At 63.2% G+C, this 22,796-nt stretch carries 20 protein-coding genes; 9 read left to right on the top strand and 11 right to left on the bottom strand.

The window, feature by feature from the left end:
* Nucleotides 1-197 precede the first annotated feature (197 nt).
* From AOT96_RS13165 to AOT96_RS13145, 5 genes are all read right to left on the bottom strand, one after another.
* Nucleotides 198-947, bottom strand: a complete 750-nt coding sequence (locus tag AOT96_RS13165; protein WP_020905979.1) for a hypothetical protein — start codon at nt 945-947, stop codon at nt 198-200.
* Nucleotides 948-1,003: 56 nt separating this feature from the next.
* Nucleotides 1,004-2,728, bottom strand: coding sequence for a dipeptide ABC transporter ATP-binding protein (locus tag AOT96_RS13160; protein WP_116058234.1), 1,725 nt, complete (start codon nt 2,726-2,728; stop codon nt 1,004-1,006).
* 5 nt (nt 2,729-2,733) lie between these two features.
* Entirely contained in the window at nt 2,734-3,690 is a 957-nt protein-coding gene (locus AOT96_RS13155; RefSeq protein WP_019746638.1) for an ABC transporter permease, read from the bottom strand.
* Complete coding sequence (locus AOT96_RS13150) at nt 3,683-4,609, bottom strand: ABC transporter permease (protein WP_003946101.1); 927 nt, start codon at nt 4,607-4,609, stop codon at nt 3,683-3,685. Before AOT96_RS13150 ends, AOT96_RS13155 begins: the two co-directional genes overlap by 8 nt.
* A gap of 125 nt (nt 4,610-4,734) precedes the next feature.
* On the bottom strand, nt 4,735-6,351 hold the full coding sequence (locus tag AOT96_RS13145) for a peptide ABC transporter substrate-binding protein (protein WP_007732431.1): 1,617 nt from the start codon (nt 6,349-6,351) through the stop codon (nt 4,735-4,737).
* A gap of 364 nt (nt 6,352-6,715) precedes the next feature.
* On the opposite strand from AOT96_RS13145, the gene acs reads away from it, so the two are divergent.
* Nucleotides 6,716-8,647, top strand: coding sequence for an acetate--CoA ligase (gene acs, locus AOT96_RS13140; RefSeq protein WP_065351837.1), 1,932 nt, complete (start codon nt 6,716-6,718; stop codon nt 8,645-8,647).
* Nucleotides 8,648-8,684: 37 nt separating this feature from the next.
* Here acs and AOT96_RS13135 read toward each other — a convergent pair whose 3' ends face one another.
* Nucleotides 8,685-9,110 carry a MarR family transcriptional regulator gene (locus AOT96_RS13135; protein WP_003946121.1) on the bottom strand — a complete coding sequence of 142 codons (426 nt, stop codon included), beginning with the start codon at nt 9,108-9,110 and terminating at the stop codon, nt 8,685-8,687.
* A 107-nt stretch (nt 9,111-9,217) separates the two neighbouring features.
* Between AOT96_RS13135 and AOT96_RS13130 the strand changes: the two genes are divergently transcribed.
* The 5 genes from AOT96_RS13130 (at nt 9,218) to AOT96_RS13110 (ending at nt 14,994) form a co-directional block, all read left to right on the top strand.
* A complete protein-coding gene (locus AOT96_RS13130) occupies nt 9,218-10,297 on the top strand; it encodes a substrate-binding domain-containing protein (RefSeq protein ID WP_065351836.1) in 1,080 nt (359 codons plus the stop codon).
* A 122-nt stretch (nt 10,298-10,419) separates the two neighbouring features.
* Entirely contained in the window at nt 10,420-11,040 is a 621-nt protein-coding gene (locus tag AOT96_RS13125) for an AmiS/UreI family transporter (RefSeq protein WP_065351835.1), read from the top strand.
* A 26-nt stretch (nt 11,041-11,066) separates the two neighbouring features.
* On the top strand, nt 11,067-12,104 hold the full coding sequence (locus AOT96_RS13120; RefSeq protein ID WP_003946093.1) for an aliphatic amidase: 1,038 nt from the start codon (nt 11,067-11,069) through the stop codon (nt 12,102-12,104).
* 10 nt (nt 12,105-12,114) lie between these two features.
* A complete protein-coding gene (locus tag AOT96_RS13115; protein ID WP_065351834.1) occupies nt 12,115-13,173 on the top strand; it encodes an AAA family ATPase in 1,059 nt (352 codons plus the stop codon).
* Between the two features lie 135 nt (nt 13,174-13,308).
* Nucleotides 13,309-14,994 carry a purine-cytosine permease family protein gene (locus AOT96_RS13110; RefSeq protein ID WP_007732417.1) on the top strand — a complete coding sequence of 562 codons (1,686 nt, stop codon included), beginning with the start codon at nt 13,309-13,311 and terminating at the stop codon, nt 14,992-14,994.
* A gap of 55 nt (nt 14,995-15,049) precedes the next feature.
* Here AOT96_RS13110 and AOT96_RS13105 read toward each other — a convergent pair whose 3' ends face one another.
* Nucleotides 15,050-16,441, bottom strand: a complete 1,392-nt coding sequence (locus AOT96_RS13105; RefSeq protein ID WP_003946096.1) for an MFS transporter — start codon at nt 16,439-16,441, stop codon at nt 15,050-15,052.
* A 173-nt stretch (nt 16,442-16,614) separates the two neighbouring features.
* On the opposite strand from AOT96_RS13105, the gene nhaA reads away from it, so the two are divergent.
* From nhaA to AOT96_RS13090, 3 genes are read left to right on the top strand one after another with little or no spacing between them, the layout of a single operon-like run.
* The gene (nhaA, locus tag AOT96_RS13100) at nt 16,615-17,946 is read left to right on the top strand and encodes a Na+/H+ antiporter NhaA (RefSeq protein ID WP_371683642.1); all 1,332 of its coding nucleotides are present in this window, start codon (nt 16,615-16,617) and stop codon (nt 17,944-17,946) included.
* A complete protein-coding gene (locus AOT96_RS13095; protein ID WP_007732413.1) occupies nt 17,943-18,452 on the top strand; it encodes a phage holin family protein in 510 nt (169 codons plus the stop codon). Before nhaA ends, AOT96_RS13095 begins: the two co-directional genes overlap by 4 nt.
* Before the next feature lie 15 nt (nt 18,453-18,467).
* Nucleotides 18,468-19,403 (top strand): alpha/beta fold hydrolase, encoded by a 936-nt coding sequence (locus tag AOT96_RS13090; protein WP_042922851.1) that lies wholly within the window; start codon nt 18,468-18,470, stop codon nt 19,401-19,403.
* Nucleotides 19,404-19,406: 3 nt separating this feature from the next.
* Here the strand turns inward: AOT96_RS13090 and AOT96_RS13085 are convergent, their stop codons facing one another.
* From AOT96_RS13085 to nth, 4 genes are read right to left on the bottom strand one after another with little or no spacing between them, the layout of a single operon-like run.
* Nucleotides 19,407-20,597 carry a MarP family serine protease gene (locus AOT96_RS13085; protein WP_003946095.1) on the bottom strand — a complete coding sequence of 397 codons (1,191 nt, stop codon included), beginning with the start codon at nt 20,595-20,597 and terminating at the stop codon, nt 19,407-19,409.
* Nucleotides 20,594-21,313, bottom strand: coding sequence for an NUDIX hydrolase (locus tag AOT96_RS13080; RefSeq protein ID WP_007732411.1), 720 nt, complete (start codon nt 21,311-21,313; stop codon nt 20,594-20,596). The genes AOT96_RS13085 and AOT96_RS13080 overlap by 4 nt, the downstream gene beginning before the upstream one ends.
* The gene (locus tag AOT96_RS13075; RefSeq protein WP_003943500.1) at nt 21,310-21,963 is read right to left on the bottom strand and encodes a TlpA family protein disulfide reductase; all 654 of its coding nucleotides are present in this window, start codon (nt 21,961-21,963) and stop codon (nt 21,310-21,312) included. The genes AOT96_RS13080 and AOT96_RS13075 overlap by 4 nt, the downstream gene beginning before the upstream one ends.
* Nucleotides 21,964-21,969: 6 nt before the next feature.
* Nucleotides 21,970-22,650, bottom strand: a complete 681-nt coding sequence (gene nth, locus AOT96_RS13070) for an endonuclease III (RefSeq protein ID WP_442978606.1) — start codon at nt 22,648-22,650, stop codon at nt 21,970-21,972.
* Between the last annotated feature and the right edge of the window lie 146 nt (nt 22,651-22,796).

Raw genomic sequence — 22,796 nt, 5'->3', positions numbered from 1 at the left:
GCGAGATTCGTTCAATTTGAGCGAGGACCCCGCACAGGTTGCGGGGACGACCTCAGAAAGCGCGATCCCTCGCCGAGGCCACCCACACAACCCACCGAGCACGCTTGGTAACGAGTAGTCCGTGCTGACGGGCGGCGAAGTCGATTTATCGGCAGCGCCGCCCGTTCGTTATGTTCCGACAGGCGCAATTTGCCGGACTATCCGGTAGCGGCGTCGGCAATCGAAGTCGCCTCTCGCGCACCGGCTTCGAGAGCACCACAGCACAGAATCACCCAGCTGCCGACGCCCGCCGGATTTCCCGAAGCGAATCCTGCCGCGCCGTCCGTGTACGCCTGTGGCCGCCGAAGCCAACTGACCTCGGGGACCCCGAGATTGTGCGGATCCAGTCCCGACGAGACCGCAACCAGACGCGAGGCCGCGCGGGCGACGATGCCGTCAGCGGTGCCGAACGGGCTCAGCGCCAAGAGTTCTCCGTGTACGACGGCTGCCAGAACAGGTGCCGGTGCACTGGTTCCGCCTGTAACGAGTTGGGCGAGAGCGTCCAACCGCTCCCCCACTCCGCGATCCGACCGTGGCCGCCCCAGTTGATCTGCGTCCTCGACGAGATCCGCCGCGGCCAACAGGTGCAGCCGGGCCAAAGCCTGAAGTGGGGCGCGCTTCCACGTCGACTCCATGAGCGGAAGGCTGTCGCCGTCGAGAGCCTGAGCCACGCGCAGAGCACCCGCGAGAATCGGGTCACCGGCCATGCCCTCGGCCGGCAATTCGGTGGTGCCTCCGGCGAGCGATGCGGAGGCTCGCGCAGCGCGAACCGCGGCTTCGGCGGCAGTCGTGGGCCAACCGCGACGGTTGGTCTTGTGCCGATGAACCTCACCCAGAGCGTCGCGCGCATGGTCGGCGGCGGCGCGTACGCCTGGAAGATCGACGAGGGGCTGCAAGGGGTCCGTCACGATCAACGACGGTACCCTTGCAGCCCCTCTGCGGACTTGCCTACCTACCTGTTGCGTCAGCTTCCCAGCTTGATGGACCCACCGGGAATCGCGTCGAGCAACTTGCGTGTGTAGTCCTGCTGCGGATTGCCGAACACGTCGTCGATCGGTGCCGATTCGACGATCGAGCCACGCGACATCACCAACACGTTGTCCGCGATCTGACGAACCACGGCCAGGTCGTGCGTGATGAAGAGATACGTCAACCCGAACTCTGCCTGCAGGTCGTTCAGCAGGGTCAAGATCTGATCCTGCACGAGCACGTCGAGAGCGGAGACCGCCTCGTCGCAGATCACGACCTCCGGTTGCAAGGCCAGTGCTCGCGCGATCGCGACGCGCTGACGCTGTCCACCGGAGAGTTCGTTCGGGAACCGACGCATGACCGACTGCGGTAGACCCACCTTGTCGAGAAGTTCGCGGACGCGAGCCTCACGCTCGGCTTTGGTCCCGACCTTGTGGGTACGCAGCGGCTCCTCGATCGTGCGGTAGATCGAGTACATCGGGTCGAGCGTGCCGTAAGGGTTCTGGAAGATCGGCTGCACTCGGCGACGGAATGCAAAGGTTTCCTTCGCACCGAGTTTCGCCACGTCCTGACCGTCGAAGACCACGTTGCCTGCGGTGGGCTCGAGCAGACCGAGGACCATCTGCGCGACCGTCGACTTACCGGAACCTGATTCCCCGACGATCGCCGTTGTGGTTCCGCGGCGGACCTTGAAGGACACGTCGTTCACGGCTGTGAAGTCGGTGGTCTTGCGGAAACCCTTGCGCAGCTTGAACACCTTGGTCAGATGATCGACGACAAGAACGTCGTCGGTCGCCTTGCCGAAGGACTCTGCCGTACTTTCCTCGGCCTTCACCGCTTCGGCGACCTCTTCCGCCTGTTCGCGAATCTCGGCGCGTGCCACCGACGAGCTGAGCCGCTTCGACGCCAACGACGGCGCAGCCGCGACCAGCTTCTGCGTGTACGGATGCTGCGGGCGCTTCAGAATCTCCAGTGCCGGACCGGATTCGACGATACGACCCTTGCTCATCACGATCAGATGCTCGGCGCGCTCGGCGGCCAGGCCAAGATCGTGAGTGATGAGCAGAACGGCGGTGCCGAGTTCCGTAGTCAGACCGTCGAGGTGGTCGAGGATCTGACGCTGGACGGTGACGTCGAGCGCCGACGTCGGCTCGTCCGCGATCAGGAGCTTCGGACGAGCGGACAACCCGATCGCGATGAGTGCGCGCTGACGCATACCGCCCGAGAACTCGTGCGGGTACTGCCCCAACCGGCTCTCGGCTTCGGCGAGTCCTGCCTCCTCGAGCAGTTCGGCGGCCCGAACCTTGGCTGCCTTGCCCTTGGCGATCCCGTTGGCGGCCAGTGCTTCCTCGATCTGGAAGCCCACTTTCCACACGGGATTCAGATTCGACATCGGGTCCTGCGGAACCAAACCGATCTGGCTTCCCCGGATGTGGACGAAGTCCTTCTCCGAGACCTTCGAGATGTCCTTGCCGTCGAAGATGATCTCGCCTGCCGTCACCTTGCCGGTGCCGGGAAGCAGATTGATGATCGAGTGGGCGGTGGTGGACTTACCCGAACCCGATTCGCCGACGATCGCGACCGTCTGACCCGGGTAGACGGTCAGGCTGACGCCTCGAACTGCCGGAACCGGACCGGAATTGGACTGGAAAGACACCTCGAGATCACGAATCTCGAGCAACGGAGTTTCCTCCGAGGTGAGAGTTTCCTTGGTGGTCATCGTGCTCACCGCTTCCGCGACTTGGGATCGAGGGCGTCGCGCAGAGCGTCACCCATCATGATGAATCCGAGAACGGTGATCGCCAAAGCCGTTGCCGGGTAGAACAGAATGGTCGAACCCTGACGCAGCGTCACCTGAGCGTTGCTGATGTCGCCGCCCCACGAAACCTCGGTGGACGGAAGACCGATACCGAGGAAGGACAGCGTCGCCTCGGCAACGATGTACGTACCGAGCGAGATGGTGGCGACCACGATGATGGGCGCCAACGAGTTCGGGATGACGTGGCGGATCAGTGTCTTGAGCTTCGAGACACCCAACGCTTCCGAGGCCATGACGTAATCGTTGTTCTTCGCCGAGATCACCGCGCCTCGAGCGATTCTTGCCATCTGCGGCCAGCCGAAGAGCGCCAGCACGCCGACGACGGTCCAGATGGTGCGATCGGTGAACAGCTGCATCAGGACGATGGCAGCCAGGATCAGCGGGATGCCGAAGAAGATGTCGGCGACACGGGAGAGGATCGAATCGGTCCATCCGCCGTAGAAACCGGACAGCGCACCGAAGATCACGCCGATCACCAGCACCGACGCCGTGACGCCGACGCCCACGAGTACGGATGCGCGAGCACCGTAGATGGTGCGCGAGTACACGTCACAGCCCTGGCGGTCGAAACCGAACCAGTGCCCTGAGGTCGGCCCCTGCATGCTGTAGGTCAGGTCGCAGAACCGCGGATCGGTGCTCGTGAACAAGCTCGGAAACGCTGCGATGACGATGACCGCGAGGATGATGATCGTCGAGATGATGAACAGGGGGCGCTTGCGTAGGTCGCGCCACGCATCGGTCCACATGCTGGTCGGCGCCTGATCGAGTTTGACGGCGTCCGTCTCCCCGGGTGCCGCAACTTCGGGCGGTGCCACGAAATGACTTTGCCGGACGGCGCGTCCGGTCTTCACGGTCTCAGACATAGCGGATCCTCGGATCGAGCGCGGCGTACAAGAGGTCGACGAGCAGATTCGCGATCAGGTAGATCACGATCAGGATGGTGACGAACGAAACCACCGTCGGCGCTTCACCTCTGGTCACGGCCTGGTAGATCGTGCCGCCGACGCCGTTGATGTTGAAGATGCCCTCGGTGACGATGGCGCCGCCCATCAACGTTGCGAGGTCGGCACCCAGGAACGTGACCACGGGGATCAGCGAGTTGCGCAACACGTGCACGCGAACCACTCGTCCACGGGAAAGTCCCTTGGCGGTGGCAGTGCGCACGTAGTCGGCACTCAGGTTCTCCGCCACGGATGTTCGGGTCAGTCGCAGGACGTACGCGAACGAGACCGAACCCAGAACCAGGGCGGGGAGCAGGAGATTCTTGAAGCTGGTGTTGCCACCGACCGTCGGCGGGACGATGCCCCATTTGACGCCGATGAAGAACTGAGCCAGGAAGCCGATCACGAAGATCGGGATGGCGATGAGAACGAGGCTGAACAGCAGGACGGTGCTGTCGAAGAATCCGCCCTTACGCAGGCCGGCGATGAGGCCGAAGCCGACACCGAAGACGGTCTCGACGATCAGTGCCATGAAGGCAAGTTTCATCGTGATCGGAAATGCCTGTGCCAGAACTTCACTGACAGGTCGTCCGGAGAACGACGTGCCGAAGTCCAGCGTGAAGATGCCCTTCAGGTACAGCAGGTACTGCTGATAGAAGGGGAGATCGAGGTGGTAGCGCTCCCGAAGCTGTGCTGCCACAGCCGGACTGAGCGCCTTGTCGCCCGCCAACGCGGCAATCGGATCACCGGGAAGCAGGAAGACCATGGCGTAGATCAGAAGAGTGGCCCCGAGAAAAACCGGGATCATTTGAAGCACTCGGCGACCGATGTACCAGAGCATCGGATCACCTCCTTGTCGATGATCGTGTACGTCAGCGGACAGTCCGGTGTGAACACGAGTTCGGGACGGCAGGCAGGGCGCCTGCCGCCCCGAACTCACGTTTCAGATGCGGATCGTTCTACGCGTCAGTTCTTTTCGATGTCTTCGTAGACCGGAACACCGTTCCAGCTGATGGTCACGTTGGAAACGTTCTCCGACCATCCACTGGCAGCGTTGCGGTACCACGTCGGAACTGCGGGCAGGTCCTTGAGCAGGACTTCCTGGGCCTGATCGAGCAGTTCCTGAGCCTTCGCCTGATCGGTCTGGCCGGCCGATTCGCGCAGGAGGCGGTCGAACTCGGGGTTGGAGTACTCACCGTCGTTGGAGCTGCCGCCGGTCTGGTAGTTCTGCGCCAGGAAGCCGTACTGCTGCGGGTAGTCGCCCTGCCAACCGGAGCGGAAAGAGCTCTGGATGGTGCGGTCGGTGGCTTCGGTGCGGATCTGAGCGAAGGTGGCGTACTGCTTGCCCTTTGCGTCGATACCGAGGGTGTTGCGGATGCTGTTCGCCGTGGCATCGACCCATTCCTGGTGTCCGCCGTCGGAGTTGTAGGCGATCTCGAAGCTGCCGGACCACGGTGCGATGGCGTCGGCCTTGGCCCAAGCAGCCTTGGCCGCCTCGGGATCGAACTTCACGTTGCTGTTACCGGTCAGCGAGTCGTTCCAGCCCTTGATTGCGGGGCTGGTGAAGTCGAGTGCAGGCGTCCTGGTCTTGTTGAAGATCTGCTGGGTGATCTGATCGCGGTTGATCGCCATCGAGATCGCCTGACGGCGGAGCATGCCCTCTTCGCCGCTGAAGTGCGGCAGGCGACCCGGGATCGTGAACGTCTCGATGGTTGCCGACGGCTGGTTGACGGTGCGTCCGGGCAGGTCCGACTCGAAGGTCGTGACGGCGCTCGGCGGAACCTGGTCGAGAACGTCGACGTTGTTGGCCAGGAGATCGGTGTACGCCGTGTCGAGGCTGTTGTACATGATGAAGTCGACGCCGGCGTTCTTCGGCTTACGGTTGCCGTTGTAGTCCGGGTTCACGACGGTGTCGATGCGGACGTTGTGCTGCCACGCGCCGGTTCCGTCGAGCTTGTACGGGCCGTTGCCGATCGGGTTCTCACCGAAGGCGGTCATGTCCTTGAACGCGACCTCGGGCAGCGGGTAGTACGCCGTGAAGCCGAGGCGATCGGGGAACGCCGACTCGGGCTGCTTGAGTTCGATGGTGAAGGTGGAGTCGTCCACAACCTTCAGACCCGACATGGTCTGTGCCGTCGGAACCTCGGCGGCAACTTCGTCGTAGCCCTTGATCGGATCGAAGAACGATGCCTGAAGCTGAGCGTTGGTGGAGAGGGCGCCGTAGTTCCACGCGTCGACGAACGACTTCGCGGTGACGGGGGTGCCGTCCGTGAAGGTCCAACCGTCCTTGAGCTTGACGGTGAAGTTCTGACCGTCGGTGCTCTCGATGGACTCGGCAACCTCGTTCTCCGTACCGCCGTCTGCGGTGTACGAAACGAGACCGGAGAACAGCGAGTCGAGGACGCGGCCGCCCATGTTCTCACTCGTGTTCGTGGGGATCAACGGGTTCTGAGGCTCGCCCGCCCAGGCGTTGACGACGCCACTGGACGATCCGCCCGACGAATCGCCGGACGAACATGCCGTGATCAGCACTGCCGTCATTCCGAGCGCGACCGCGCCCGTCGCTATGCGTGAGATACGCAAAGGAATTCCTTCCACATCTAAGTGACCCCGAGCATGCTCGCGGCCTGCCGACAGCCGTAACTGCCGGCGTCGTGTCGCCTACAACTGAAAGTGAACGTGACTTCGAGTTGTGGTCGAATAATGGTTTGACAATAGACACATCCGACGCGGGGCGCGCATCGCACCCATTGTCCGCAATTCCGAGGGAAATCTGTCCGCGCCCATTCACTCGTCGGCGGAAGCGACCACCCGTCGCATCAATTCGACCGATCGTCGCAGGACAACGGGTTGCAACGTGATGCAACGGTGCGTTTACGCGAGCTTGTGACTACCCTCACACGGAGTCAGAAAAGTGTCGATCAAAGTGGAAAGAAGGCCGTCAGCCATGACAAGCGCAGCCGAAACAGACGTCCCCCAGGCATATCCGCCGAGCGCAGAGTTCGCTGCGGCCGCCAACGCGGGACCGGAGTTGCAGGCTGCCGCAGATACCGACCGCCTCGCTTTCTGGGCGAATCAGGCTGAGCGCCTTCACTGGCACGAGAAATGGACCGACGTCCTCGACTGGACCGACGCCCCCGTCGCCAAGTGGTTCGTCGGCGGAAAACTCAACGTCGCCTACAACTGCGTCGACCGCCACGTCCTCGCCGGCAACGGCGACCGCGTCGCCATCCACTTCGAAGGCGAACCAGGCGATTCCCGCGACCTGACCTACAACGACCTCCTCGCCGAAGTCAGCCGCGCCGCAAACACTTTCACCGACCTCGGCCTCGTCGCCGGTGACCGCGTCGCGATCTACATGCCGATGATCCCCGAAGCGATCGTCACCATGCTCGCCTGCGCCCGCCTCGGCCTGACCCACTCCGTCGTCTTCGCCGGATTCTCCGCCACCGCCCTACGCTCACGCATCGACGACGCCCAAGCCAAACTCGTCGTCACCGTCGACGGCCAGTGGCGACGCGGCGCCGCAGCACCCATCAAGACAGCGGTCGACGAATCCGTCGCCGGAGCCGAATCCGTCCAGAACGTATTGGTGGTCAACCGGACCGGCATCGACGTCGAGTGGACCGACGGCCGCGACCTGTGGTGGCACGAAACCGTCGCACAGGCCTCACCCGAGCACGAGGCGCAGGCCTTCGACGCCGAGCATCCCCTGTTCATTCTCTACACCTCCGGCACCACCGGAAAGCCCAAGGGCATCATCCACACCTCCGGCGGCTACCTCACCCAGGCCTCGTACACCCACCACAACGTCTTCGATCACAAAGCGGGACAAGACGTCTACTGGTGCACCGCCGACATCGGCTGGGTCACCGGACACTCCTACATCGTCTACGGACCCCTCTCGAACGGCGTCACCCAGGTCGTCTACGAAGGCACCCCCAACTCCCCGAACGAGCACCGCCACTTCGACATCATCGAGAAGTACGGCGTCTCCATCTACTACACCGCCCCCACCCTCGTGCGGACGTTCATGAAGTGGGGCCGCGAGATCCCCGACGCCCACGACCTGTCCTCGATCCGCCTCCTCGGATCTGTGGGCGAGCCCATCAACCCCGAAGCGTGGCGCTGGTTCCGAGAGGTCATCGGCGGCAACAAAGCCCCCATCGTCGACACCTGGTGGCAGACCGAGACCGGCGCGATCATGATCTCCCCACTCCCCGGTATCACCGCCACCAAACCCGGATCCGCGATGGCTCCACTGCCCGGTATCTCCGCGAAGATCGTCGACGACGACGCCAAGCCCCTCGGCCCCGGCGGCAACGGCTACCTCGTCCTCGACGAGCCGTGGCCGGCGATGCTCCGCGGCATCTGGGGCGACATGGACCGCTACCGCGACACCTACTGGTCCCGCTACGCCGAAGAAGGCTGGTACTTCGCCGGTGACGGCGCCAAGTACGACGACGACGGCGCACTCTGGGTCCTCGGCCGCGTCGACGACGTCATGAACGTCTCCGGTCACCGCATCTCCACCTCCGAGGTGGAATCAGCACTGGTGAACCATCACGGAGTCGCCGAAGCCGCCGTCGTCGGTGCCGCCGACGAGACCACCGGACAGGGCATCGTCGCGTTCGTCATCCTCCGTGAAGGCGTCGAGAACACCGGCGACGTCCTCATCGCCGAACTCAAGGCTCAGGTCTCCACCGACATCAGCCCCATCGCCAAACCGCGTCAGATCACGATCGTGCCGGAACTGCCGAAGACCCGGTCCGGCAAGATCATGCGCCGCCTCCTGCGCGACGTCGCCGAAGGCCGCGACCTCGGAGACACCTCGACCCTGGTCGACCCCAAGGTATTCGACGCAATCCGCGGCAAGTAGGGCCTTCGGCCCCTGTGCGCCTTTTTGGTAGTCCCCACTACCGGAAAGGCACACAGGGGCGGAGCCCCTCTCGCAACTTCACTTCCTCTTTCGGCGTCAGCCAGGACTCCTCGGCCACGCGAATGTCTGCGGCAACCCGCTTGTGCAAGGACTTTCCGCGCGAGGAGAGAAACACGCGTACCTTCCGGCGATCGTCCTCACCGACCTCGCGATAGATCAGCGCAAGCGAGACCAACTTGTCCGCAACTCGCGTCAGCGTCGGAGCCGGTGTTCCCGTCCGATCGCGCAGCTCAGCCATCGTCAGCCCCTCGGTCGACGCCAGGGCTTCGAGCGTCATCCAGTGATCGAGAGTGAGATTCTCAGCCGCCAGCGCTTTCTCCGCTGCTGCCGCGGCCATTCGAGCCGCTCGGACCAGCGCGGTCGTCAGCGAAGCATCAAGAATTCCGGAGTCACTTTTTCCCACTGATCGCTCCCCCGCTGTTGCGTACTTCACACTTCTCGGGCAATACTTTCAAATGAAATGATAGTAACCCAGGCCAGGCCGCTGACTTCCGATTCCGGCGGCGACGCATGAGCGCTACCGGCGCGCTCGAACGCGCGCGCAGCGCGGTGTGGCGCCTGGGCATGGTGCTTCCCCTCCAGGGACCTGCCGGACTGTTCGGCCCCTCCTGCGAAGCAATCAGCGAATTGGCCGCCCGCGACCTCAACAACTCCGGTGGCGTACTGGGACGCGAAGTCCAGATCGAAGTGATCGACGGCGGCGCGACGCCGAGTGCCGTCGCCGCCCGCGTGCAACAACTACTCGACGAAGGCGACATCGACGCCGTCAGCGGCTGGCACATCTCCTCGGTGCGCCATGCGCTTGCGCCCGTGGTCGCGGACCGCATTCCGTACTCGTACACCTCGCTCTACGAGGGCGGCGAGGTCAGATCCGGCATCTACTGCTCCGGCGAAACACCACGGCAGCAGATCGCGCCGGCGCTGAAGTGGCTGCGCGACAACGTCGGAGCGCGTAAGTGGTTTGTCGTCGGGGACGACTACATCTGGCCGCACAGCTCTCTCGGGTCCGTGAGGCAGTTCGCGACCGAACTCGATCTCACCCTGGTCGGTGGTTCGTTTGTCGACCTCGGGCGCGGAAACATGAAGCAGTTGGTCGAGACCGTCTCGAACTCCGGTTGCGACGGCGTGATCATGCTCCTCGTCGGCCAGGACGCCGTCGATTTCAACCGCGCCTTCGCCCGCCGCGGCCTCGACGAGTCGATGATCCGGTTCAGCCCATTGATGGAAGAGAACATGCTGCTCGCGAGCGGGCCGAGGGCAACCCGCAACCTGTTTGCCTCCGCCGCGTACTTCCGTTCGATGGTCGACGGCAACTCCATGGATCTTCTCGGGCGCTACATCGCACTGCACGGCGCGCACGCTCCGGCGCTGAACAATGCCGCCGAGTCGTGTTACGAAGGGATACATACCCTTTCGGCCCTGGTTCGACGCGCCGACAGCACACATCCGCGCGACCTGGACGCCGTCGTCGAGGGTGCCGCGTACGACGGGCCTCGCGGAACCGTCGAGTTTCGTGATCGTGTTGCACGGCAGAAGATTCAGCTCGCCGTCGCTGACGGACTCGACTTCTCGATCATCGCAACGCTCTGAGATTTTCCCTGAGATCTCCCTCTTGACTTCTGTGGCGCGCATCACTTAGTTTCATTTGGAATCATTTCATTTGAAAGTAACCCGTCCCGAAGTAACCGTCCCGAAGTAACCGGAGGTGCCCGATGGGCAGTGTTGGTTTGCTTTACGTGGGAGCCGTCCTCTTCGTCAACGGACTGATGCTGCTCGGCACAGTTCCCGTTCGATCCGCCTCGGTCCTCAACCTCTTCGTCGGCGCACTTCAATGCGTCGTCCCCACCGTTTTGTTGATTCAGGCTCAGGGAGATTCGAGTGCCGTCCTGGCGGCCTCAGGGCTCTATCTGTTCGGATTCACCTATCTCTACGTGGGCATCAGCAATCTCGCCGGCTTCGAGCCGGAAGGAATCGGGTGGTTCTCGCTGTTCGTCGCGTGCGCCGCGCTCGTGTACTCCTTCCTCTCTTTCACAGTGAGCAACGACCCCGTCTTCGGGGTCATCTGGCTCGCATGGGCAGCGCTGTGGACGCTGTTCTTCCTGGTACTCGGGCTCGGCCGCGAGAATCTCAGTCGCTTCACCGGCTGGGCAGCGGTCCTCCTGAGCCAGCCCACGTGCACGGTCCCCGCATTTCTGATCCTGACCGACAACTTCCACACCACACCCGCCGTCGCGGCCGGTTGGGCCGGAGCACTTCTGGTTCTCCTGGGCCTGGCCAAGATCCTCGCTGCACCCAAAACCGCAGTACCCCAATCCCGTCCAGTCTTCAACTGATCGACACAACCAAGGAGTGAAAGACAATGCGACACGGTGACATCTCCTCGAGCAACGACACGGTCGGCGTAGCAGTGGTCAACTACAAGATGCCCCGCCTGCACGATCGCGCCGGTGTCCTCGAGAACGCGCGCAAGATCGCCGACATGATGATCGGCATGAAGACCGGCCTCCCCGGAATGGATCTGGTGGTCTTCCCCGAATACTCCACGCAGGGAATCATGTACAACGAAGAGGAGATGTACGCGACAGCAGCCACCATCCCGGGCGACGAGACCGCGATCTTCTCCGCAGCGTGCCGCGAAGCCGACACGTGGGGAATCTTCTCCATCACCGGCGAACAGCACGAAGACCACCCGAACAAGCCCCCGTACAACACGTTGATCCTCATCGACAACAAGGGCGAGATCGTTCAGAGGTACCGAAAGATCCTGCCCTGGTGCCCCATCGAAGGGTGGTACCCGGGAGACACGACGTATGTCACCGAAGGCCCGAAGGGGCTGAAGATCTCGCTCATCATCTGCGACGACGGCAACTACCCGGAGATCTGGCGCGACTGCGCGATGAAGGGTGCAGAACTGATCGTCCGTTGCCAGGGATACATGTACCCCGCCAAGGACCAGCAGGTGATGATGTCCAAGGCAATGGCCTGGGCCAACAATTGTTATGTGGCAGTTGCCAATGCGGCCGGATTCGACGGCGTCTACTCCTACTTCGGACACTCCGCGATCATCGGATTCGACGGCCGGACGCTGGGTGAAACCGGCGAAGAAGAATACGGAATCCAGTACGCGCAGCTTTCCGTCTCAGCCATTCGCGACGCACGCGAGAACGATCAGTCCCAGAACCACATCTTCAAACTCCTCCATCGCGGCTACTCCGGTGTCCACGCAGCAGGTGACGGAGACAAGGGCGTCGCGGACTGCCCGTTCGAGTTTTACAAGCTGTGGGTCACCGACGCCCAGAAGGCTCAGGAACGCGTCGAGGCCATCACCCGAGACACAGTGGGTGTAGCGGATTGTCGCGTCGGAAACCTGCCGGTCGAGAAGACAATCGAAGCGTAAGGATCTCACTGTGCCTTATATCACCGACATGCTCCATGACCGGAACAGTGCAGCAGCACCACCGCCGGCCGAGGAACGAACCGAACCCGTACCGGTCGGGGCCTTCGACGCTCGCAAGCTCTCGAAAGCCCTGAGTTCCAAGATCGTCGGACAACAGGCCGCCGTCGACGCAGTGGTTCGTGCGATTTCGATCGCGCATGTCGGTGCCACGGATCCGACGCGTCCGCTCGCAAACATCCTTCTCGTTGGCCCGACCGGCGTCGGCAAGACGGAATTGGTGCGGCGCGTGGCCGCAGAACTACGGTCAGGACCCGATGATCTGTGCCGCATCGACATGAATGCTCTTGCGCAAGAGCATTATGCGGCGTCGTTCTCCGGGGCTCCACCTGGATATGCCGGTAGCAAGGAGTCCTTCACGCTGTTCGACAAGAACACCGTCGAGGGCGATCCGTACACCCCCGGAATCGTCCTGTTCGACGAAGTGGAGAAGGCCGACCCCACCGTGCTGCGTGCGCTCCTGCAGGTCCTCGACAACGGCGAACTCCGGTTGGCGAACGGTCAGCAGAAGATCTCGTTCCGCAACAGCTACGTGTTCCTGACCTCGAATCTCGGCTCTGCTGCGGTGGCAGAACGTCGGCGATCCCACCTGCGGCAGTTCGCCGATCGCGTCCGGATCGATCGACCGCGCCATGGTCATCATCTGGTGCAACGCGCGTTGGAGAAGTTCTTCGACCCCGAATTCTTCAACCGCATCGACGAAACCGTGATCCTCGACGAGTTCGACGAACAGACCGCGGAACAAGTGACCCGTCTCGAGATCGAACTGATCACGACTCGGTTGGCCAGGAGAGGCATCGACGTCGAGGTGGAGGACAGCGCCGTCGCCCTGTTGCAACGGCGCGGGTTCGACCCGGTGTACGGAGCACGTGGCCTGCGCCGCACCATCCGGAACGTCTTGGCCGACCCGGTGGCCGCCGCCGTTCTCGACCTTCGGCCGGTCGGGACGCAGCCACTCGCCTTGCAGGCGCGGGCAGTTGGTGATCAGATACAGGTAAAGAAAGTCCCATGAGTGCTCGCTCACGTTGCGGATCGAATCCGCAACGTGGGCGACACATTTCAAACATGTCCGCGTAACGCCACCTCCCTAGGTTGGGTGCCTGCACCGCAAAGTGCACATGCACAGGCACCCAGGGGAAGTGACGTCATGACAGCAGTGAACGAGCAGGTGTCCGCCGGCGCACCGGACAGGGCAGATCTCGGTGAGAATGCCGCACTGAAGGAGACTCTGGAGGACTACACCCTCCGATTTGCGCCACGCAGCTACCGCAAATGGGGAACCGGCGTCGTCGCGACCTCCGCGCTCGGCGGAATCGCGTATCTCGCAGACTTCTCGATCGGCGCCAACATCGGCATCTCGTACGGCACCGGTAACGCATTGCTGGGCATCGCCGTGTTTGCCGTCGTCATCATGGCGACCGGCTTCCCACTCGCCTACTATGCCGCGCGATACAATATCGACCTCGATTTGATCACTCGCGGAAGCGGTTTCGGCTACTACGGCTCGGTGGTCACCAACGTCATCTTCGCGACGTTCACCTTCATCTTCTTCGCGCTCGAAGGTTCCATCATGGCCCAGGGTTTGAAACTGGGGCTCGGGATCCCACTCTCGATCGGCTACGCGGTCTCGACCCTGATGGTCATTCCACTGGTCATCTACGGAATGAAGGCTCTGGCAAAGCTCCAAGTGTGGACGACGCCTCTGTGGCTCGTCATGATGGTGCTGCCGTTCCTGTATCTGCTGTTCAAGCACCCTGATTCGGTGAGCGCGTTCTTCGCCTTCGGCGGTGAGGACGGCGCAAACGGCAAGGGCGTCAACTTCGGATCGGTGATGCTGGCCGCGGGTGTCTGCTTGTCGCTGATCGCACAGATCGCCGAGCAGATCGACTACCTACGCTTCATGCCGCCCAAGACGCCGGAAAACACCCGTCGTTGGTGGGCTGCAGTAATTCTCGCCGGCCCCGGCTGGGTCATCTTCGGTGCGTTCAAGCAGATCGTCGGACTGTTCCTCGCTGTGTACATCATCGCGAACGTCGTCGACGGATCTTCGATCGCCAACCAACCCGTGCACCAGTTCCTCGAGATCTACCAGGACATGATGCCGCACTGGCTGGCCATGACGCTGGCCGTGATCCTCGTGGTCATCAGCCAGATCAAGATCAACGTCACCAACGCGTACTCCGGCTCACTGGCCTGGACCAACTCGTACACCCGCGTCACCAAGACCTACCCCGGACGCATGGTCTTCGTTCTGGTCAACCTGGCGATCGCACTGATCTTGATGGAAGCCAACATGTTCGACTTCCTCAACACGATCCTGGGCTTCTACGCCAACTGCGGTATCGCCTGGGTCGTGGTCGTCGCCTCGGACATCGCGATCAACAAGTACTGGTTGAAGCTCTCCCCGAAAGTCCCCGAGTTCCGACGCGGGATGCTCTACGACGTCAACCCCGTCGGCTTCGTGTCGATGCTGCTGGCCGCGGGCATTTCGATCCTGGTGTTCTTCGGTGCTTTCGGTTCGGCGATCAAGCCCTTCTCCCCGATCGTCGCAATCGTCATCGCGCTGGTGATGCCGCCGGTCCTGGCCGTCGCCACCAAGGGAAAGTACTACCTACGACGCACCGACGACGGCATCGAACTGCCGATGTTCGACGAGTACGGGAACCCCTCCGGTGAAACGCTTCTGTGCTGCGTCAGCGGAATCGAATTCGAGCGTCCCGACATGCTCGCGTCGAACGTGCCCGGCCCGAACGGCGAGAAGCAGTACATCAGCTCCCTGGCCTTGAGCACCGACAAGACCGGTGAGCACGTCCTGCCTGCTCAGCTTCCCTGACAACTGCTGTGCGCCTTTATTAACCGCCGGGGGTTAATAAAGGCGCACAGCAGGGTTATGCCCCTACATCGTCGAGCGACTCACCCTTCGTCTCACGCATGACCAGCAGCGCGACAAAAGTCAGCGTCGCCGCTACGAGAAGATAGATGCCGACCCAACCGACGCCGTAGTTCTTCGCGAGGTAGACGGCGATGAACGGCGCCACCGCTGCGCCCAGAATACTGGCCGTGTTGTACGCGATTCCCGAGCCCGTGTAGCGGACGTTGGTCGGGAAGAGTTCCGGGAGAACGGCACTCATCGGGCCGAAGGTCAGGCCCATGAGCAGCATGCCCACGATGAGGAACGCCAACATGCGACCGTCGTTCATTCCGTCCGGTTCGAGGAAGACACCGAAGGTCAAGCCGAACACCATGATCAGACCGGTGATGATCAGCAAGGTGATACGACGCCCGTAACGGTCGGCGAGCCAACCCGAGACCGGCACGGCGGCAGCGAAGAACACGACTGCGATCAACTGCAGGACAAGGAAATCGGTGTACTTGAAGCCCGCACCGGTTCCACCGTCGGCCGGCGTCTTGCCGGTTCCGTGGCTGAGAACCCAGGTGGTCATGATGTAGAACAGCGTGTACGTCGCGAGCATCACGAACGTACCGATGATCAGCTGACGCCAGCTGGTCTTGAATACCTCGGCGACCGGAGTCTTGACCTTCTCGCCGCGCTCGACTGCACGCGCGAACACCGGGGTTTCCTCGAGCTTGAGCCGGACGTACAGGCCGATCATCACCATGATTGCGCTGAGCAGGAACGGAATTCGCCATCCCCAACTCAGGAAGGCACCCTCGAGGTCCGGGCTGGAATTGTCGTGGTTCATGAACAACGTGATGATCAGGAACAGTCCGTTGGCCATGAAGAAGCCGATGGGCGCACCGAGTTGCGGCCACATCGCCGCCCAGGCCCGCTTGCCTTCCTTGGCTGTCTCGGTCGCGAGCAGCGCCGCACCCGACCATTCGCCGCCGAGCCCGAGACCCTGGCAGAAACGCATGAGCGCCAACAACGCCGGGGCCAGCAGTCCGATCTGGTGATAGGTCGGCAGTAGTCCGATGAGGAAGGTCGCTATGCCCATCGTCAGCAACGAGCCGACCAGAGTTGCCTTGCGTCCGACGCGGTCACCGAAGTGCCCGAAGAGAATCGAACCGAGGGGACGGGCGACGAACGCGAGTCCGAACGTCGCCAACGACGCGAGAAGCGCGGTGGTGTCGTTGCCCTTCGGGAAGAACAGGTGCGGGAACACCGATACTGCCGCTGTTGCATAGATGTAGAAGTCGTAGAACTCGATGGATGTACCCACCATGCTGGCGACCACGATTCGGCTGCGCGGCACTCCGGCGACGGTATCTGCGTCGCCGCCCTCCGGCTTGGGTGGATTCTCACTGACTGACGTGCTCAAAACATGCTCCTGCGCCGTTATACGAAAGATGCCCAATTGGTGGGATAGTGTCCCAATCAGTAGGAATTGAACACCCGCGGGGTTTTCCGACGCAAATTCGGTTCGCGAATTCGGCTCAGCGGGCAATCCGCGATAAAATTCCGTAAAGGTGAGCCGGGAAGTCTGGTCGGCACGTGCATTCGATGCGTCACAACGTCGATCACGTTCATGTCTGTTGCATCCGAATTCGGTTGCACGAACAAAGGTCGTCCCCACGCGTGATCTCCACCCTGCGTTCCGAACTGTCCCGCTACCTCCGCACCGAAACGGTGGGCGGATCGATCCTCCTGATCGCTGCCGCCCTCGCTCTGATCTGGGTGAACTCGCCTTTCGGTGAGAGCTACATCGCACTACGTGACTTCCAGATCGGTCCGTCCGCACTCCATCTCGACCTCAGCTTGGGCACGTGGGCGCAGGACGGACTGCTTGCCGTCTTCTTCTTCGTCGCCGGCCTCGAACTCAAACGTGAACTGGTGGTCGGCGAACTCGCGGACCGCAAAGCCGCGATGCTCCCGATCATCGCGGCGTGCGGCGGCGTCCTGGTTCCCGCGATCATCGCGGCGTCCATCGGTTTCGGTACGCCCGGCATGGACAAGGGCTGGGCCATTCCCGTCGCGACGGACATCGCTTTTGCCCTCGGCGTGCTCGCGCTGACCGGCTCGAAGATCCCGGCGAGCGCCCGAGTTTTCCTGCTCAGCCTGGCCGTCGTCGACGATCTGCTCGCGATCATTCTCATCGCCGTACTGTTCACCGGTTCCCTCGCGATGTTGTGGCTGCTGACCGCGGCCGCAGCCCTGGCTGCCTACGCCTACGCCCAACACAAACGCATCACGACGCCGTTCCTCTACGTCCCGCTGGCACTACTGACCTGGTACGCGATGCACGAAGCGGGGATACACGCCACACTCGCGGGCGTCGCGCTCGGCTTACTGACCCGGGTGAGGCGCGATCCGGACGAGGAGTACGCGCCCGGTAGCCGTCTCGAGCACCGCATTCAGCCCTACTCTGCAGGCTTCTGTGTCCCCGTCTTCGCACTGTTCGCCTCCGGTGTTCCGATCAACGCGGCGGTACTCGGCGACATTTTCACCGACCCCGTCGGGCAATCGGTTGTCGTCGGTCTTCTGGTCGGCAAAACCGTCGGAATCTTCGGAATTTCCCTGCTCGCGATCAAATTGGGGATAGCAACCAAACCCAAGACACTGGAATTGAGAGACATGTTTGCCCTCTCAGTTCTCGGTGGCATCGGGTTCACCGTTAGCCTGCTTGTAGCAGACCTCGCATTGGACGGGGTCGGCGATGGCAGCGAGGCCGAGATAGCGAAGGCCGCAGTTCTCGTGACATCGTTGGTGGCATCGCTGATCGGATCAGCGCTGCTGTGGCGACGTGGACGAGTTCATGCGGCTCGAGACGACGCTTCCGCCATTGCCACGGACGCGAGAGAACTACCTGGAGAGGTCGACAAGTGAGCTTGACCAACGGAGAGAGCCAGCGCTTCACCGGAGATGGAGTACCGAACACGGTCTCTTCCATCCCTCTCACCGATGTGGACGCCCGCACGCCGGGCGAGGCCACCATCGGGGCCCTCGTCAAGGACGCGACCGCACAGGTCTCCACCCTCGTGCGCGCCGAGGTCGAACTTGCCAAGGCCGAGGTGACGGGCGAGGTCAAGAAGGGTCTGCAGGGCAGCGTCTTCTTCATCCTGGCCTTCACGGTTCTGCTGTTCAGCTCGTTCTTCTTCTTTTTCTTCCTGGCCGAGATGCTCGACACCTGGGTGCCGCGCTGGCTGGCGTTCCTCATCGTCTTCCTGATCATGGTGGTGACCACCGCGATTCTGGCGCTGCTCGGTTATCTGCGCGTGCGCAAGCTGAGGGCTCCGGAGAAGACGATCGAATCGCTCAAGCAGGCCAAGAACGTCATCCCCGGCAGCCATGACGACGCAAAGCCGTCGGTCGATTTCAACGCGCGCCGGTAGCGAGTCTGATCGAAAGTGGCAGCCCCAGATCCATCCACCGTCAGGTTCGACGGCCCCTGGATTCACCGGGACATTCACGCCAACGGCATCCGGTTTCACGTCGTCGAGGTAGGCGACGCGGAGCCGGATGCTCCGTTGGTGGTGCTTCTGCACGGATTCGCCGACTTCTGGTGGTCCTGGCGCCATCAATTGACGGCACTGTCCGAGCAGGGCTTCCGCGTCGTCGCAATGGACCTTCGTGGGTACGGCGATTCCGACAAGCCCCCTCGTGGCTACGACGGTTGGACGCTCGCCGGTGACGTAGCCGGCCTCATTCGTGCGATGGGTTACGGCAAGGCCACGCTGATCGGTCATGCCGACGGCGGGTTGGTGTGCTGGGCGACCGCGCTCCTGCATCCACGCCTGGTGCGGTCGATAGCGCTGATCTCGTCACCACACCCGATGGCGCTCAAGAAAGCAGTCGTCCGCGACCCCTATCAGCGCCGCGCGCTTTTGCCCTCGTTCCTGGCCTACCAGGTACCGCTACGCCCGGAACGTCGGTTGACGGCCGACAACGGCGCCGAAGTGGAGCGTCTGGTTCGCTCGCGGTCCGGCCCCACCTGGCCGCAGCAACCCGAATTCGCGGACGTGATGACCAAGATGCGGGCCGCGATCCGGATCCCGGGCGTCGCGCATTCCACGTTGGAGTACCAGCGTTGGGCCTTCCGCAGCCAGCTCCGCCCCGAGGGCCGACGTTTCATGCGTTTGATGGATCAGGTTCTTCGCATTCCGATCGTCCAGATTCACGGCGAACTCGACCCGTACGTGCTCACCCGTACCGTGCGTCGCGACAAGCACTGGGCTCCCGGCGAGAAACTGCGCACCATTGCCGGAGTCGGTCATTACGCGCATCAGGAAGCCCCCGAGCGCGTCAATCGCGAACTCGGGGACTTCCTCCTTACGGAGAAGTGACCGCTACAGGATGCACGCGCCCGTCGGTACGGGCGTCGATGCCGAGGCAGCCGCGTTCAACTGGCGCGAGACTTCCTGCGCGGTGAGGACGAATCCGGTGTCACTGTCGTCGACGGCAGCACCGAACACGACGCCGAGGACCCGCCCCTGATCATCGACCATCGGTCCACCCGAGTTGCCCTGCCGGATGGATCCGCGGACGGTGTAGACCTCACGCTGGGTGGTTCCGGCCTTGTAGATGTCCGGCCCGTTCAGGTTGAGGACCTCACGAACGCGGGCTGCGCTGGCCGTGTACGGACCACCGCCGGGGTAGCCGAGCACCAACGCGTTGTCACCGGTCCGAGCCTGCTCCGGAGCGAACGGCAGCACCGGCGCGTCCAATCCGGGAACCGCCAGAATCGCGATGTCCACGGCGGAGTCGAAGAGAACCACCTGCGCGGGCAGTGCGCCCTCCATGGTGTCCACGGTGATGCTCTCGGTTCCGGCAACCACGTGGGCGTTGGTCATGACGCGTTCGGGGGCGACGATGAATCCGGATCCCTCGAGCGCGCGCTGGCAACTCGGTGCGACGCCGTTGATGCGGAGAACACTCGGACGCAACTGCGCCGCCAACGGACTGGCGAGAACGCTCGCGTCGGGTGCTTCGACCTCGGTGATGGGCGTGCGCCCGAACGGGCCGATGACGTCCGGCAGGCCGGAGGTGTCGAGCAGCGCCGAGAACTCGGTCGGGATGCGGCGCAGCCACTGCGGCGCCACTTCGTCCACGCTGGCGAGAACGTCCGAACCACGAACAGCGGCGGCAATGTTCGGCTGCGACGAGGAAGTGAGCGGAATCGCGAGCAGCCACGCCGCGACCACGACAGCCACCGCCTGTAGACCCGCACCGATGACGCTGTCGACGGATCGCGCCGTCGGACTGTGCATTCCGCTGCGCGCCGCGCGTCCGAGCACCATGCCGGCGACCTCGCCGATGATGACCAACACGACGATCAGCGAGATGCCCGCGAGGATGCGCAGCTTGCCTTCGGTGACGTGCACGAGCAGGTGCGGCGCCAACAGAATCCCGGCGACGGCACCGAGGATCACGCCGACGAACGCCAGCGCCGACGCCACCGCGCCCTGACGCCATCCGGACGTGGCCGCGATGAGGGCGACCAGAACGATGGCGATGTCCACCCAACGAGAACCTGTCATCGCGGCACCGCCGAATCCTCGACACCTTCACCGAACTCGGACAGCGCTGTGTCCAGGTCTCTCACGTCCTCGTAGTTCCACGGAATCTCCCAGCCCGACACCGTGAACAGCGCCGCGAGGATTCCTGCTGTGAACCCCCACACCAGCATGCCGTCGGCGCGGAACGCCGGGCCCTGGTACCCGAGGGGATGTCGAACCTGAAACCGGTTGTCGGGGTCGAGCAACGTGCGCAGCGGCACCCTGGCCACCCGTCCGACCTCGCCCTCGTCTTGAATGCCCACCGTCGTCGGCTGCTCCCAGTAGCCGAGCACCGGCGTCACGTCGAAACCCGACGGCGGGATGAAGATCTCCGGCAGCACGGTGAGGGGCTGAACTCCGCTCGGATCGAGCCCGGTCTCCTCCTGCGCTTCACGCAGCGCGGTGCCGACGGGGCCGTCGTCGCCCGGATCGGCGGCGCCGCCCGGGAATGCGACCTGTCCGCTGTGCTGACGCATCGTCGACGCCCGTTGGGTCAGCAGGACGTCTGCGCCCTCCGGCAAGCCGCCGACGGCGAGAGGGTCGGCCTCACGCGGTCCGCCGAAGAGCACGAGCACCGCGGCCGGACGCGTCACGGTGCCGCGCGGCGCGCGACGCTCGAGGACGGGGTTGATCCGATGGGGATCGGTGGGCTGGGTGCTGGCGACAGCGCGCAACCACTCGGGAACCGGTGTACTCATACGACGACTCCCAGATATTGCGCCGCAGCGGCGGCGATCTCGTCCGCACTGCGGAAGGGTTGGGGCAAGACCTTGGCGACTGTTCCATCCGCGCGCACGAGCACCGACACCGGCAGCACCGGCGGTGCGCCCACTGCGATCCGTACCTTGCCGTCACCGTCCTGGACGCCGGGCAAACGCACCGAGTAGTCGATGAGTCGCGTCAAAGCGTTCTCCTGATTCGGATCCGAATGCACGGTCAGCACGTTGATGCTGCCGTCGGCGCGCTCCGCGAATTCCTGAAGGTACGGAAGCTCTTCGGCGCATGGCGCGCACCAGTACGCCCACAGATTGAGCAGAGTCGGCTTTCCGCCCACCGCTGCGGCAAGGTCGACGGGCGCTCCGTCGGAGACGCAGTCGAGGGTGATTCCGGCGAGAGCCGAGCCGGCAGGCGCTTCGCCGGTCGGAGTCGGGCAGGAAGCCAGAGCCGCCTGGCTACGGAGTTGATCGAGCGATTCCGACGACGGAGTGAACGTCGGCGGCTGATACGCGGACGAGGACGGGCCCGTCGAGGTGGGCGTCGTGTCGTCTCCCCCGCGCGGCCAGATCGCCACGACGAGAGCCGCGACGACCACGAGCGCAGCGAGAGACCATCTTCCGGCACTTGTCATCGGCGATCACAACCCTGCCAGGGCGAGCAGATGATCGGTCTCGGGGCCTTTCACCAGGGCCGCGGCCTCGGTTTTGTCGGTCGGGCCGAGACCGTACGACGGGCAGTCCTTGGCCAGAACACACACACCGCACGCGGGCTTGCGCGCGTGGCAGACCCGTCGGCCGTGAAAGATCACGCGATGCGAGAGCAGAGTCCATTCCTTACGTTCGATCAGTGCCCCGACGGCGTGTTCCACTTTGACGGCATCTTCTTCCTCGGTCCACTTCCACCGACGCACGAGCCGACCGAAGTGGGTGTCGACGGTGATTCCCGGAATGTCGAAGGCATTGCCCAGCACGACGTTCGCGGTCTTGCGTCCGATGCCTGGGAGTTTCACCAGATCTTCGAGCTTGTTCGGGACCTGCCCGTCGTGGCGTTCGAGTAGCGCCTGACCGAGTCCGATCAGCGACCTCGTCTTGTTCCGGTAGAAGCCGGTGGAGCGGATGTACTCCTCGAGTTCGGTCCGATCGGCTTCCGCGTATGCCTTTGCGTCGGGATAACGGGCGAAGAGTGCCGGCGTGACCATGTTGACGCGGACGTCGGTGCATTGCGCCGACAGGATTGTCGCCACTGCCAGTTCCAACGGAGTCGTGAAGTCGAGTTCGCAGTACACGTGTGGGAAAGCCACAGCGAGCTCACGATTCATCCGACGCGCCCGGCGTACCAATCCGAGGTGTGATTCTTCCTTCCGCGCACCCCCCGAACGCGGTTTCTTCCGCTGCTCTGAACTGCCTGTCGGGGTGGTCTGCACTCAGACAACTGTACGGATACGACATGAGTGGAGACTCCGTC

The sequence above is a fragment of the Rhodococcus sp. 008 genome, assembly GCF_001682295.1.
Classification (GTDB): Bacteria; Actinomycetota; Actinomycetes; order Mycobacteriales; family Mycobacteriaceae; genus Rhodococcus_F; species Rhodococcus_F qingshengii.
This window is presented reverse-complemented; position numbering and strand designations above follow the sequence as displayed.

What these genes read in the sequence shown, in the direction of transcription:
- AOT96_RS13160 (WP_116058234.1), bottom strand. Translation starts at nt 2,728, where the DNA reads ATGACCACCAAGGAAACTCTCACCTCGGAGGAAACTCCGTTGCTCGAG.
- AOT96_RS13155 (WP_019746638.1), bottom strand. Translation starts at nt 3,690, where the DNA reads ATGTCTGAGACCGTGAAGACCGGACGCGCCGTCCGGCAAAGTCATTTC.
- AOT96_RS13150 (WP_003946101.1), bottom strand. Translation starts at nt 4,609, where the DNA reads ATGCTCTGGTACATCGGTCGCCGAGTGCTTCAAATGATCCCGGTTTTT.
- acs (WP_065351837.1), top strand. Translation starts at nt 6,716, where the DNA reads ATGACAAGCGCAGCCGAAACAGACGTCCCCCAGGCATATCCGCCGAGC.
- AOT96_RS13130 (WP_065351836.1), top strand. Translation starts at nt 9,218, where the DNA reads ATGAGCGCTACCGGCGCGCTCGAACGCGCGCGCAGCGCGGTGTGGCGC.
- AOT96_RS13125 (WP_065351835.1), top strand. Translation starts at nt 10,420, where the DNA reads ATGGGCAGTGTTGGTTTGCTTTACGTGGGAGCCGTCCTCTTCGTCAAC.
- AOT96_RS13120 (WP_003946093.1), top strand. Translation starts at nt 11,067, where the DNA reads ATGCGACACGGTGACATCTCCTCGAGCAACGACACGGTCGGCGTAGCA.
- AOT96_RS13110 (WP_007732417.1), top strand. Translation starts at nt 13,309, where the DNA reads ATGACAGCAGTGAACGAGCAGGTGTCCGCCGGCGCACCGGACAGGGCA.
- AOT96_RS13085 (WP_003946095.1), bottom strand. Translation starts at nt 20,597, where the DNA reads ATGACAGGTTCTCGTTGGGTGGACATCGCCATCGTTCTGGTCGCCCTC.
- AOT96_RS13080 (WP_007732411.1), bottom strand. Translation starts at nt 21,313, where the DNA reads ATGAGTACACCGGTTCCCGAGTGGTTGCGCGCTGTCGCCAGCACCCAG.
- AOT96_RS13075 (WP_003943500.1), bottom strand. Translation starts at nt 21,963, where the DNA reads ATGACAAGTGCCGGAAGATGGTCTCTCGCTGCGCTCGTGGTCGTCGCG.
- nth (WP_442978606.1), bottom strand. Translation starts at nt 22,650, where the DNA reads ATGAATCGTGAGCTCGCTGTGGCTTTCCCACACGTGTACTGCGAACTC.